Source organism: Prosthecodimorpha staleyi, from assembly GCF_018729455.1.
Lineage (GTDB): Bacteria > Pseudomonadota > Alphaproteobacteria > Rhizobiales > Ancalomicrobiaceae > Prosthecodimorpha > Prosthecodimorpha staleyi.
The window spans coordinates 1-13,152 of the sequence record NZ_JAHHZF010000010.1 but is presented as its reverse complement, the minus strand read 5'-3'; the positions used below and the strand labels follow the sequence as shown (position 1 = coordinate 13,152).

Annotated in this window: 12 protein-coding genes; 2 read left to right on the top strand and 10 right to left on the bottom strand. The window is 69.7% G+C overall.

The features are described 5' to 3' along the window. The first annotated feature begins 23 nt into the window (after nucleotides 1-23). Nucleotides 24-530: a GNAT family N-acetyltransferase gene (locus KL771_RS19385; RefSeq protein WP_261970174.1), complete on the top strand. Its 507-nt coding sequence runs from the start codon at nucleotides 24-26 to the stop codon at nucleotides 528-530. A gap of 38 nt (nucleotides 531-568) precedes the next feature. On the opposite strand, the gene KL771_RS19380 is transcribed toward KL771_RS19385, so the two are convergent. From KL771_RS19380 to KL771_RS19360, 5 genes are all read right to left on the bottom strand, one after another. Beyond that, entirely contained in the window at nucleotides 569-1,504 is a 936-nt protein-coding gene (locus KL771_RS19380; protein WP_261970173.1) for an NAD(P)-dependent oxidoreductase, read from the bottom strand. 69 nt (nucleotides 1,505-1,573) lie between these two features. Next, nucleotides 1,574-2,482 carry a VOC family protein gene (locus KL771_RS19375; protein WP_261970172.1) on the bottom strand — a complete coding sequence of 303 codons (909 nt, stop codon included), beginning with the start codon at nucleotides 2,480-2,482 and terminating at the stop codon, nucleotides 1,574-1,576. A gap of 205 nt (nucleotides 2,483-2,687) precedes the next feature. After that, nucleotides 2,688-4,826: a polyribonucleotide nucleotidyltransferase gene (gene pnp / locus KL771_RS19370; RefSeq protein ID WP_261970171.1), complete on the bottom strand. Its 2,139-nt coding sequence runs from the start codon at nucleotides 4,824-4,826 to the stop codon at nucleotides 2,688-2,690. Nucleotides 4,827-5,373: 547 nt separating this feature from the next. Beyond that, on the bottom strand, nucleotides 5,374-5,643 hold the full coding sequence (gene rpsO, locus KL771_RS19365; protein ID WP_261970170.1) for a 30S ribosomal protein S15: 270 nt from the start codon (nucleotides 5,641-5,643) through the stop codon (nucleotides 5,374-5,376). Between the two features lie 168 nt (nucleotides 5,644-5,811). Then, nucleotides 5,812-7,251 (bottom strand): MFS transporter, encoded by a 1,440-nt coding sequence (locus KL771_RS19360; protein ID WP_261970169.1) that lies wholly within the window; start codon nucleotides 7,249-7,251, stop codon nucleotides 5,812-5,814. Between the two features lie 134 nt (nucleotides 7,252-7,385). On the opposite strand from KL771_RS19360, the gene KL771_RS19355 reads away from it, so the two are divergent. Next, nucleotides 7,386-8,291, top strand: coding sequence for a LysR family transcriptional regulator (locus KL771_RS19355; protein WP_261970168.1), 906 nt, complete (start codon nucleotides 7,386-7,388; stop codon nucleotides 8,289-8,291). A gap of 61 nt (nucleotides 8,292-8,352) precedes the next feature. On the opposite strand, the gene KL771_RS19350 is transcribed toward KL771_RS19355, so the two are convergent. The 5 genes from KL771_RS19350 to infB all read right to left on the bottom strand — a co-directional run. Further along, nucleotides 8,353-8,646: an SH3 domain-containing protein gene (locus KL771_RS19350; RefSeq protein WP_261970167.1), complete on the bottom strand. Its 294-nt coding sequence runs from the start codon at nucleotides 8,644-8,646 to the stop codon at nucleotides 8,353-8,355. 17 nt (nucleotides 8,647-8,663) lie between these two features. Next, a complete protein-coding gene (gene truB / locus KL771_RS19345) occupies nucleotides 8,664-9,587 on the bottom strand; it encodes a tRNA pseudouridine(55) synthase TruB (RefSeq protein WP_261970166.1) in 924 nt (307 codons plus the stop codon). A gap of 95 nt (nucleotides 9,588-9,682) precedes the next feature. Continuing rightward, the gene (gene rbfA, locus KL771_RS19340) at nucleotides 9,683-10,090 is read right to left on the bottom strand and encodes a 30S ribosome-binding factor RbfA (RefSeq protein WP_261970165.1); all 408 of its coding nucleotides are present in this window, start codon (nucleotides 10,088-10,090) and stop codon (nucleotides 9,683-9,685) included. Next, nucleotides 10,077-10,634, bottom strand: coding sequence for a YcxB family protein (locus KL771_RS19335; RefSeq protein ID WP_261970164.1), 558 nt, complete (start codon nucleotides 10,632-10,634; stop codon nucleotides 10,077-10,079). The genes rbfA and KL771_RS19335 overlap by 14 nt, the downstream gene beginning before the upstream one ends. 99 nt (nucleotides 10,635-10,733) lie before the next feature. Next, on the bottom strand, nucleotides 10,734-13,152 hold a 2,419-nt coding region (infB, locus tag KL771_RS19330; RefSeq protein WP_261970163.1), incomplete at its 5' end, for a translation initiation factor IF-2.

Here is a 13,152-nt window from a genome sequence, read left to right as displayed (position 1 = left end):
CGATCGTCGCCCGGGAGTGCCGCATGACCGCTGCCGCCTTCACGATCCGCGATGCGGACGATGCCGACATGCCGACGATCCGCGACATCTACAACGATGCCGTGGTGAACACGACGGCGATCTGGAACGAGCAGCAGGTCGATACCGCCAACCGTGTCGCCTGGGCGGCGGCCCGGCGCGCGCTCCGCTATCCGGTGCTGGTCGCCGAGTGCAGCGGCACGGTCGCCGGCTATGCCAGCTTCGGCGATTTCCGCGCCTTCGACGGCTATCGCCACACCGCCGAACACTCGATCTATGTCGACGGCCGCTTCCGCCGCATGGGCATCGCGCGTGCCTTGCTGGAGGCGCTCGAGCCGCGCGCCCGGGCTGCCGGCAAGCATGTCCTGATCGGCGGCATCGAGGCCGGCAACGCCGCCTCGATCACGCTGCACGCCGCGCTCGGCTATCGCGAGGTCGGCCGCCTGCCCGAGGTCGGCCGCAAGTTCGACCGTTGGCTCGACCTCGTCTTCATGCAGAAGATGCTCGACTGAGCGCTACCCGCCGCCGACGTGTCGCGCAATGACCGGCGTCAGGGGCTGGCGATCCGCCGGAAGCGCGGGCTGGCCTCCTCGCGGTCCTCGTCGCCGCCGGCCCAATGCCCGGACTGCCAGAGCGCGGCCAGCCCCTCCCGATAGGTCGGGTGGGTGAGGGCGAGCCCCAGATCCTCGTGCAGGCGCCGGTTGGCGACGCGCTTGTTCTCGCCCCAGAAGGTCGCCGCCATCGGCGTCATCTCGGCCGTCTCGAAGGGGATTTCGGGCGGCGGCTCGACGCCCATCAGGCCGGCCGCATAGGCGATCGGATCCTGCGGCGGGGCCGGTTCGTCGTCGGCGACGTTGATCGGCCCGCCGAGCCGGACACGCGCCGCCGCGGCCGTCACGGTGGCGATGTCGTCGACATGGATGCGGTTGAAGACCTGGCCCGGCCGGATCACCCGCCGCGCCGTGCCAGCGGCGAGGTTGATGAAGGCGTTGCGGCCCGGGCCGTAGATGCCGGCGAGCCTCAGCAGTGCAACCGGCACATCCCCGGCCGCCCCGAGATCCGTCCAGGCCGTCTCGGCCGCGACGCGCCAGCGCGTCCGCTCGGAGGCCGGGTTGGCCGGCGTCCCATCGTCGACCCAGGCGCCGCCGGTATCGCCATAGACGCCGACGGTCGAATAGTAGCCGATCCAGGCGAGCCCGCCGCCGGCGGCCGCGCGGGCGACATCGCCAGCGTGGTGGCGCAGGAAGGGATCGCCGTCGCGATCCGGCCCGGCCGAGACCAGGATATGGCTCGCCGTCCCGATCGCGGCCGCGAGCGCCGGGGAGGGGGCCGAGCCGTCATACGCGATGGCGTCGAGGCCTTGCCCGACCAGCCGCGCGACCTTGGCGGCCGACCGGGTCGTGACCGTGACGGTGGCGGCCTCGTCTGCGAGGCAGGCGAGGCTGTGGCGGGCCGAATAGCCGAGGCCGAGGATCAGGAGGCGCATGGCCTCACCACTACAGGCTCGCGCCTTCGCCGCAAAGCCCGCCTGCGCGGCCGATCACGCCCGCGCCCGTCACGCCGCCAGCAGCGCCTCGGCGGTCGCCTCGCCGGTGACCAGACGCAGGCGGTTGCCGGCCGGGTCGACGGTGATCACGGCGCCGTCGCCGCTGTCGGTCTTATAGCCGGCCGTCGCCAGACGGGCCGCGGTCGCCGCGAGCGCTTCTGCATCGGGCACCACGAGCGTCGTCTCGGTGAGGCCGTATTCCTCGCGGGCCGGCTTCGGACGCCCCTTCGAGCGCCAGACATTGAGGCCGAGATGGTGATGGTAGCCGCCGGCCGCGACGAACAGCGCGCCCGGATAGGTGGTCATCAGGTCCATGCCGAGGGTCTCGACATAGAAGCGGCGCGTGGCGTCGAGATCGGCGACCTTCAGGTGGACATGGCCGACCGTGGTGCCGGCGGGCGCGCCGGTCCAGGCCGGCAGGCGCCCGCCCAGGGCGAGCAGGCCCTGCACGTCGGCGGCGAGCGTGTCCATCTCGATTTCCTCGCCCTTGCGGCGCCATTCGCCGCGCGGACGGTCGCGATAGACCTCGATGCCGTTGCCTTCCGGGTCACTCAGGTAGAAGGCCTCGCTGACCAGATGGTCGGAGGCGCCTTCGATCGGGATGCGCTGGGCGGCGACATGAGCGACCCAGCGGGCCAGATCCTCGCGTGTCGGCACCAGATAGGCGACGTGGAACAGGCCGGCGCTGCGCGGATCGTGGGCCGGCAGCCCCGGCTTCTGGTCGAGCACCAGGAGCGGCGCGCCGTCGGCCGCGCCGAGCACGCTGCGCGTCGCGGAGCGCGCCTGTTCGACGAAACCGAGGACACGGCCATACCAGGCGACGAGGCCGTCGCGGTCGGCGACCGCAAGGGTGACGGGACCGTCGCGGGTGTCGACGGGCAGGCGGACATGGACGGAAGCGAGGGCGGCAAGGGTCATCACGGAAACTCCGGCGCCGGACGGAGGCCGGCTGCGTTGCCCCGAATATGGTCGTTTCCCGCCAGGATGCCAATCCGGCGGAAGTTCGACACTTCGTTCCTCATTCGTGGACAATGCGGCGAAGGCCGATCCCGGCACGGGCGCGGAAACGAAAGAGGCCGCCCCGAAGGACGGCCTCTCGCAGTCTCAAAGGATCAGCCCCGGATCACTCCGCGGACTTGCCTTCGGCGTCCTGCTTGATCTCCTCGCCGGTCGTCTGGTCGACGATCTTCATGGAGAGGCGGACCTTGCCGCGCTCGTCGAAGCCGAGCAGCTTGACCCAGACCTTGTCGCCTTCCTTGACCACGTCGGTGACCTTGCCGACCTTGCGCGGGGCGAGCTGGGAGATGTGCACGAGGCCGTCGCGCGAACCGAAGAAGTTCACGAAGGCGCCGAATTCCATGCACTTGACCACGGTGCCCTCGTAGATCAGGCCGATCTCGGGCTCCGCCGCGATCGACTTGATCCAGTTGACCGCGGCCTTGATGGCCTTCTGGTCGGACGAGGAGACCTTGACGGTGCCGTCGTCGGAGATGTCCACCTTGGCGCCGGTCTTCTCGACGATCTCACGGATCACCTTGCCGCCCGAACCGATCACTTCGCGGATCTTGTCGGTCGGAATCTTCATGGTCTCGATGCGCGGGGCGAACTCGCCGAGCTCGGCGCGCGGGCGGGTGATCGCCTTGGCCATCTCGCCGAGGATATGCAGGCGGCCGTCCTTGGCCTGGTCGAGCGCGACCCGCATGATCTCCTCGGTGATGCCCTGGATCTTGATGTCCATCTGCAGCGATGTGACGCCGTTCTCGGTGCCGGCGACCTTGAAGTCCATGTCGCCGAGATGGTCCTCGTCACCCAGGATGTCGGAGAGCACCGCGAAGCGCTCGCCTTCCAGGATCAGGCCCATGGCGATGCCGGCGACCGGGTGGATCAGCGGCACGCCCGCGTCCATCAGAGCCAGCGAGGAGCCGCAGACGGTGGCCATCGACGAGGAGCCGTTCGATTCGGTGATCTCGGAGACCACGCGGATCGTGTAGGGGAACTCGTGATGCACCGGCAGCATCGGGCGGATGGCGCGCCAGGCGAGCTTGCCGTGGCCGATTTCGCGGCGGCCGGGCGAACCCATGCGGCCGGTCTCGCCGACCGAATAGGGCGGGAAGTTGTAGTGCAGCAGGAAGCGCTCCTTGTAGGTGCCTTCCAGGCTGTCGATGAACTGCTCGTCCTCGCCGGTGCCGAGGGTCGCGACCACCAGGGCCTGCGTCTCGCCGCGGGTGAACAGCGCCGAGCCGTGGGTGCGCGGCAGCACGCCGACTTCCGACAGGATCGGACGCACGGTCTTCACGTCGCGGCCGTCGATGCGGCCGCCGGTGTCGAGGATGTTCCAGCGCACGATCTTGGCCTGGAGTTCCTTGAACACGGTCGCGACGGTTTCCTTGTCGTACTTGCCGTCGCCCGGCTCCTTGGAGATCATGGCGTCCATGACCTTGGCCTTGACCGCGTCGACGGCGGCGTAGCGCACCTGCTTCTGGGTGTTCAGATAGGCGGCGCGCAGATCGGTCTCGGCGATGGCCAGCATCGCCTTCTCGATCTCGGAATAGTCCTTCGGCTGGTAGTCGCGCGGCTCCTTGGCGGCCTTCTCGGCCAGCCGGATGATCGCGTCGATGACCGGCTGGAACGAGCGGTGGCCGAACATGACCGCGCCGAGCATCACGTCCTCGGGCAGTTCCTGGGCTTCCGACTCGACCATCAGGACGGCGTCCTGGGTGCCGGCGACGACCAGGTCGAGCTTCGAATCGCCCTTGCGGTCGAGCATCGTGTTGAGCACGTACTCGCCGTCGATATAGCCGACGCGGGCGCCGCCGATCGGGCCCATGAAGGGCACGCCCGAGAGCGTCAGCGCGGCCGAGGCGGCCACCAGGGCGACGATGTCGGGGTTGTTCTCGAGGTCATGCGACAGCACGGTCGCGACGACCTGCGTGTCGTTCTTGTAGCCCTCGACGAAGAGGGGGCGGATCGGGCGGTCGATCAGGCGGGAAACGAGGGTCTCGTTCTCGCTCGGGCGGCCTTCGCGCTTGAAGTAGCCGCCGGGGATCTTGCCGGCCGCGAAGGTCTTTTCCTGATAGTTGACCGTCAGCGGGAAGAAGTCCTGACCCGGCTTCGGCTCCTTGGCCGAAACGACGGTGGCGAGGACGGTGGTGTCGCCATAGGTGGCGAGCACGGCGCCGTCGGCCTGGCGCGCGATGCGGCCGGTTTCGAGCACGAGCGTACGGCCGCCCCACTCGATGACTTCACGATGGATATCGAACATGTCGTGTCTACCTTGCGGTCGAACGCGACGAGCCATGGACAAGACGGCGAGAGGCTCTCGGGAGACGCCCCTTGCGGGCAGCCACTGCGATGGCGCCCGGGGGGAGCGGGAAGCGATGGCGGCATTGGCGGGAGCCTCGACGGGCTCGCACCGCTCGTGCGCGCATTCGCTTCCGTATCGCGCGTGCCGGGGCATCGGGCCCGGATCGGCACGCCGTCACCCGCATCGGGCGGGGTTGAGAGCATCCGGCGATCTCGCCATGGCTCCTTTCACGCGTTCAGGTCTTGAATGACTGCAGGCCGGCCCCATGCCGCCCCGCATGTTTGTCTGCCCCGTCCCACCGAAGGCGCGCGCGGTTCGCGAGCCGATGCCCGGCAGGGCGAGACGATCTCGTGGTCAAAATCTGACATTTGCGGGACGCAAATGTCAGATTGAATTGACCACGACGCCAAAGAGTGCGTGGTTCGGATTCACGAGACGGACGGGAACCGTCCGTCTCGATCGAACCACCGGGCGCATCCCATGATGCGGCCCGGCAGGTCGGAACTCAGCGGCGCAGGCCGAGGCGCTCGATCAGCGACTTGTAGCGCGCCTCTTCCTTGCCCTTGAGATAGTCGAGGAGGCTGCGGCGCTGGCTGACCATCTTCAGAAGGCCCCGGCGGGAATGGTTGTCCTTGCCATGGGTCTTGAAGTGCCCGGTCAGGTTCGCGATGCGCTCGGAGAGGATCGCAACCTGCACCTCCGGCGAACCGGTATCGCCGGCGCCGGTGCCATATTCCTTGATGAGCGCCTGCTTGCGCTCTGCCGTGATCGACATCGGCTTATCCTTCATTTGGAGTGTCGGCCCGGCCGGGATGTCGTCCAGCCGGGTCAAAAACGCCTAAATCCGCGCCCGAGACGTCTCGGGCACGGACCAGCGCGGTCCTTATGCCTGAAGGGCCGCCCGAACGCCAACGAAATCGTACACAGGCGCCCGGACGCTCGGTCATGCCCGCGCCGGATCGTCGGGGCGGCGGTTGCGGATCGTGATCGCGATGGCCGCGCCCGCCAGCAGGGCGGCGACCCCGAAGGTCGCAGCCAGACCGCTGCCGAGCGCGGCCGGCGCGGCCCGTGCCATGTCGGCGGTCTTGACCGCCAGCGCGAATACCGCCCCCATCGCGGCCGCGCCGGTGATCAGGCCGAGATTGCGCGACAGGCCGAGGAGGCCGGAGACCAGGCCGCGCCGGTCGGACGGGATCTCGGCCAGGACCGCCGTGTTGTTGGCCGCCTGGAACAGCTGATAGCCGGGCGTCAGAACCGCGATCCCCGCGACATAGCCGGCCGCGCCGAACCACAGCGGCAGGCTCGCCAGGCCGGCCGACCCGGCCGCGACCAGCACGAGCCCGGCGAGCATCACCGCCGGAGCCCCGCGGCGGTCGACCAGGCGGCCGGCGAGGATGCCGGTCGCCATCGAGACGACGGGGCCGATCGACATGATCAGCCCGACGCGTGCCGCATCGAGGCCGAGCGCGCCCGCCAGGAAGAACGGGCCGACCACCAGCGTCGCCATCATGATGGTCGCCACCAGGGCATTCGCCGCGAGGCTGGCGGCGAGGGTCGGATCGCGGAGCAGGGCGGGGGCGATCAGCGGCACGGCAGCCTTCCGCTCCGCCCGCACGAAGCCCGCGCCGCCGATCACCGCAAGCGCCGAGAGGGCGAAGCCGCCCGGCCCGAAGAGGTCGCGGCCCAGCGTCATGGCGGCCGCAAGGGCGGCGAGCGTGACGCTCAGAAGCGCCGTCGCCACAATGCCGGCCGCCGCCGGCGCGACCGATGCGGTGCGGCGCTCCGCAGTCCAGGTCCTGACGCCGACGCCGAAGGCCAAGAGCGCGAGCGGAACCGGGGCAACGAACACGGCGCGCCAGCCGAACGGACCGATCAGCAGGCCGCCGAGCGACGGGCCGAGGGCCGTGCCGACCGCCGACAGGGTGCCGACGAGGCCCATCGCGGTTCCGATCCGGTCTTGCGGGACGCTGTCGCGCACCAGCGCCAGGGACAGCGCCATCAGGATGGCGGCGCCGGCGCCCTGGACGGCGCGGGCGGCGATCAGCAGGCCGAGCGTCGGTGCGGCGGCCGCGGCCAGGGAGGCGGCCGCGAACAGGGCGAGGCCGGCCAGCAGCACCCGCCCGCGCCCGAACCGGTCGCCGAGCCGCCCGGCGCCGACGATCAGGGCCGTCATGGCGATCAGATAGGCGATCACCACCCATTGCACGGTCGCGAAGGGAGCCGCGAAGGCCTGCGCCAAAGTCGGCAACGCCACATTGGCGATGCTGGTGCCGAGCGAAGCGAGCAGCGCCGCCATCACGAGGCCGATCAGGGGCAGGGCGGTGGCATGTGGCGGACGGATCGCCGCAGGTTCGGGGTGGTCGATGGGACGGGCGGACGACATGGACAGTCTCCTCGGGCACGTTGGCAGGCACCCGAGGTAGGCCGCCGCGCAGGATGGCAGAAGGCGCAACGATTGCAGTCAATCCGTGCGTTTGACGCCATCTGTCGGTCGGCCCGTCATGCTATGGTTCCGTCATGACGCTGCCCGACCTGAACCTGCTGGTGACCCTGGACGTGCTGCTGACCGAAGGCAGCGTGGCCGGCGCGGCGCGGCGGTTGCGCCTCAGCCCGTCGGCGATGAGCCGGCAACTGGCGCGGCTCAGGACGGCGACCGGCGATCCGCTGCTCGTCCGGGCCGGCCGCGGGCTCGTCCCGACCCCGCGCGCGCTCGACTTGCGCGAACGGGCCGGATTGCTGGTGGAGGCGGCGACGGCGCTGCTGCGCCCCGAATCCGCGCCCGATCTCGCCCGGCTCGAACGGCGCTTCACGATGCGCAACCGGGAAGGCTTCGTGGAGACCTTCGGGCCGGCGCTTCTCGCGCGGATCGAGCGCGAGGCGCCCGGCGTGCAGCTCTGCTTCCTGCCCAAGCCCGACAAGGACAGCGCGCCGCTGCGCGACGGCGGCGTCGACCTGGAAACCGGGGTGGTGGCGGCCGCGACCGGACCCGAACTGCGCGCGCAGGCGCTGTTTCGCGACCGCTTCGTCGGCGTGGTGCGGTCCGGTCATCCGCTGGCGGCGGCGCCGGTCACGGCCGAGCGCTTTGCGTCCGCCCGCCATGTCGCGATCTCGCGGCGCGGCCGGGAGCATGGGCCGGTCGACGCGGCCTTGGCGGCGCTGGGGCTCGAACGGCGGATCATGACGGTGGTCGCCACCTTTTCGGAAGCGCTGGCGCTGGCGCGCGCCACCGATCTCGTCGCGACTGTGCCGGAGCGCTATACCGGCCGCCTGCGCGACGGCATGGCGAGCTTCCCGCTGCCGGTGCCGATCGCCAATCTGACCATCTCGCTGCTCTGGCACCCGCGCATGGAGGCGGACCCGGCGCATCGCTGGCTGCGCGGCGTGGTGCGCGAGATCTGCGGCGGGGTGCCGGCCGGCGGGTGAGCGCCGGGCCGCCGTCAAGCGCGACGCGCCGGCTGCCCGGGCCCTGGCAGGGCCGCGCGAACTATCGGTAGCAGCTGAGGAATTCGCGGAATACCCAGCCGACGGCCGGTCCCGATCCCTCGGGCCGGATCAGGGTCCAGCGGCGACCGCGGGAATCCAGGCTCACGTCGAGGATTTCGACGTCGATGCCGTTGCGGATCGTACCGACCACCGCGCCGTTCGGCGCGGCGCGCAGGTTGAGCGGCGTGCCGGTCGGGTCGGTGACCTTGCAGATCTCGGCCCGGGCCGGCGCGATGCCGGTGGCGACGGCGAGGCCGAGCAGGGCAGCCTTGGCACAGCGGGCGGGGCTCGACATCGGCAGATCTCCTCGTTTCAGCCTTCGAGGTTGAACACCCGCACCGGGCGGAGTTCGGCGCCCTCGATTTCGCCGATGGCGACCAGATCGCCACCGCAGGTGACCGCGACCGCACCGGCCTCGGTCGGCGCGTCGCGGCCGCGCAGGATGACGCCCTGGCCACGGCGCAGCCGGGCGGCGCCGTCGCGATTGACCACCACTTCGGGGATTTCCGCAAGAGCCGTGTCGACGGCCAGCAGCTCGCCGCGCGGCGCGGCCGGCTCGCCGGTCTCGGCCAGTTCGTCGAGCCGGTCCATCGACACCATGTCCTCCTCGCCGAACGGGCCGACCAGCAGGCGGCGCAGTCCGACGACATGGCCGCGGGTGCCGAGCCGGCGGCCCATGTCGCGGGCAAGCGCGCGGACATAGGTGCCCTTGCCGCATTCGCAGTCGAACACGGCGGTGTCGGCGTCCGGCATGTCGACCAGGTCGAGCCGGTGCACAAGGATCGGGCGCGCCTCCAGGATCACCTCCTCGCCGTCGCGGGCGAGGTCGTAGGCGCGCTCGCCGGCGATCTTGATGGCCGAGAAGGCCGGCGGCACCTGCATGATCTCGCCAGTGAACTCGTCGAGGATGTCGAGCACATCGTCGCGGCTCGGACGCAGGTCCGAGCGGGCGACCACCACGCCCTCGGTATCGTCGGTATCGGTCTCGATGCCCCAGCGCACGACGAAGCGATAGACCTTGCGCCCGTCCATGACGAAGGAGACGGTCTTGGTCGCCTCGCCGAGCGCGACCGGCAGGAGGCCCGAGGCGAGCGGATCGAGCGTGCCGGCATGGCCGGCCTTGTTGGCGTGCATGATGCGTTTGACGCGCGCCACCGCCTGGGTCGAGGTCATCCCGACCGGCTTGTCGAGCACCAGCCAGCCATTCACGTCGTCGAACTTCTTCCTGCGGGCCACGGTGGTCCGGTCCTTCTGGATGAGCGGCCGCCCGCTCGGGACGAGCGCGACGGCGGGGATGTCGGGATTGACGGGGGAGACGGCACGGCGCGGGATCAGTCCTCGCGGTCGCCGCCCTCGAGGTCCTGGCGCACTTCGGGCGTGCGCAGCAGCGCATTGATCTTGTCGTCGTCGTCGTAGCGGGTGTCGAGCCGGAAGCGGATTTCGGGCGCGAAGCGCAGGTCGACGCGGCGCGCGATCTGGCCGCGCAGCCATTTCCGGCTCCGCTCCAGCCCGGCCAGCACGCGATCGGTATCGCGGCCGCCGAGCGGCATGACCAGCACGGTCGCCTGCTTCAGGTCCGGCGACATGCGCACCTCCGGCACGGTGATGATGACGCCGTCGAGATCCGGATCCGCGATCGCGCCGCGCGACAGGATGTCGGACAGGGCGTGGCGCACGATCTCGCCGACGCGAAGCTGGCGCTGGGACGGACCGGCGGGGTTGGGGTTATGCGGGGGCATTGGCGTGTTTCCGGACGAATTGCGTAAGGGCGCTCCACTCCTCGGATGTCCCGACCGCTCTGGACGGGATCTGCAAGAACAGGAGCGGGTCGACGAAGAGGACGATATAGTCACTCGAATCCTCAACCTTGGAAATGGCCGCCCAAGTGGTCGACCATTCGGTCAGGGTATTTCGAGTAGTGATCGAGTCTTCCGTAAGGATGACGGTCTCATTGAGACGGTCGGGGCGAATGCGCTGCCTGATCTTCTTGATTGAGTCGAAGCGTGTATAAATCTCGAGGAAAGCGAAAAAGAACACGAATGCGAAATAGATCGCCGGGAGGTCTTGGACCCCCAGAAAGATGAAGAGTTTGCTCGGCACAGAACCAAATCCACGTCCCGATACCAGGAGCGTGATGGCCAATCCGATGCACATGAAAAAGGTTGCGACGCCGGAATTGAAGAGAACGGGGAACCAGAATCGGCCCCGGCTTGTGGCAACGATATTTCTGATATCAGCGACATTGACTTGAAATGTCAGCTGATAGACGGGCGCGGCGGACATGGTAACCTCCAGCCACGATACCAGGGAGCGGCCTGGCATTGTGGTATCGACGGGCCTGCGACGGCGCCGAACCTCCGGGTTCGGCGCCGCCTATGGGCCTCAGAGCGAGCGGGCCACCGTTTCGACGCGGTAGCACTCGATGACATCGCCGGCGCGCATGTCCTGGTAGGCCTCGAAGGCCATGCCGCATTCCTGGCCGGACTGCACTTCCTTCGCGTCGTCCTTGAAGCGCTTGAGCTGGGACAGCTTGCCTTCGTGGATGACGACGTTGTCGCGGATGAGGCGCACATTGGCGCCGCGTTCCACGGTGCCGTCGGTGACCAGACAGCCGGCGACCTTGCCGACCTTGGAGACCGCGAAGATCTCCAGGATGCGGGCATTGCCCAGCATGGTCTCGCGCAGCAGCGGCGGCAGCATGCCCGACATCGCGGTCTTCACGTCGTCCACGAGGTCGTAGATGACGTTGTAGTACCGGATCTCGATGCCCTCGCGTTCGGACGACTCGCGCGCCTCCTTCGAGGCACGGACGTTGAAGCCGATGATCGCCGCGTGCGAGGTCGCCGCCAGCGAGATGTCGGATTCGGTGATGCCGCCGACGCCGCCATGGATGACGCGGGCGCGCACCTCGTCGTTGCCGAGCTTCTCCAGCGCGCCGGTGATCGCCTCGAGCGAGCCCTGCACGTCGGTCTTGACGACGAGCACGAACTCCTTGCGGCCGGTCTCCTTGAGCTGGGTCATCATGTCGGCGAGCGAACCGCGCTGGGCGGTGCCGCGTGCCATGCTCTTCTCGCGCTTCAGGCGCTGGCGGTAGTCGGTGATCTCGCGGGCCCGGGCTTCGCTGTCGACCACGGCGAAGCGGTCGCCCGCCTCCGGGGTGTCCTGGAAGCCGAGCACCTCGACCGGGGTCGACGGCGTCGCCGCCTTGATGGTGCCGCCCTGATCGTCGAGCAGCGCGCGCACCTTGCCCCAGGCCGGACCGGCGACCAGGATGTCGCCGACCTTGAGGGTGCCGCGCTGGACCAGCACGGTGGCGACCGGGCCGCGACCCTTGTCGAGCTTGGCTTCGATCACGGTGCCTTCGGCCGAGCGGTCCGGATTGGCCCGGAGTTCGAGCACTTCGGACTGCAGCAGGATCGCGTCGAGCAGCTTGTCGAGATTGATCCGCTTGGTCGCCGAGACCTCGACTTCGAGCACGTCGCCGCCCATCGATTCCACCACGATCTCGTGGCGGAGCAGGTCGGTACGGACCCGTTCGGGGTTGGCGTCGGCCTTGTCGATCTTGTTGACGGCCACGATGATCGGCACGCCCGCGGCGCGGGTGTGGTTGATCGCCTCGACCGTCGTCGGCATGACGCCGTCATCCGCCGCCACCACCAGGACGACGATGTCGGTCGCCTTGGCGCCGCGCGACCGCATGGCCGTGAAGGCCTCGTGACCGGGCGTGTCGATGAAGGTGATCTTCTGACCGCGGCTCTCGACCTGATAGGCGCCGATATGCTGCGTGATGCCGCCGGCTTCGCCCGCCGCGACCTTGGTCGAGCGGATGGCGTCGAGCAGCGAGGTCTTGCCGTGGTCGACATGGCCCATGATGGTCACCACCGGCGGCCGCGGCAGAAGGTTCTCCTCCTCCTCGGCGACGGTGGTGAAGAGGCCCTCCTCAACGTCGGATTCGGCGACCCGCTTGACCGAGTGGCCCATCTCCTCCGCGATCAGCTGCGCCATGTCGGCGTCGATCACGTCGTTGATCTTGAGCATCTGCCCCTGCTTCATCAGGAGCTTGATCACGTCGACGCCGCGCTCGGCCATGCGGTTGGCCAGTTCCTGGATGGTGATCGTCTCGGGGATGACCACCTCGCGCAGGACCTTCTCGCGCGGCTCGTTCGACATCATGCGGCGCTGCTGGCGCTGCACGCGGCGGCGGAAGGCGGCGACCGAACGGCCGCGATCCTCCTCTTCCTCGTCCTTCTGGGCCGTGGTGACGGTCAGCTTGCCGCGCGGCTTTTCGGCCGCCTTGTCGCGGGTCGGCTTCGGCGCCGGCACGGCGACCTTCTTGGCCGCCGGCGAGATGGTCCGCGGGGGACCGCGACGGGCGCTGTCCTCCTCCTCCTCCTCGGTCCGCGCGCCGACCGGCTTGCCGGCGACCGGAGCCAGCGGCTTGACGGCGGCCGGCGCGGCGGGCGCACCCGGACGCGGGCCGCCCGGATGGGCCGGACGCACCGTCGAGGCCTCGGCCGGCGGACGCAGTTCGCCGTCCAGGCGGCGCTGGGCCTCCTGTTCGGCGCGGCGGCGCGCCTCGTCCTCGAACTTCTTGCGGGTATCCTCCTCGGCCTTGCGGCGCTCGGCCTCCTCCCGCTCGCGGGCGAGACGGATCTCCTCCGCGGCGCGGCGAATCGCCTCTTCCTCGGCGCGCTTGCGCTCCTCGGCCTCGCGGGCGCGGGCCTCGACCAGCGCGTTGGCACGCGCGGCGCGCTCATCGGCGGAGAGGGCCTGCAGGACGACGCCGGTGCGGCCGGGCGAC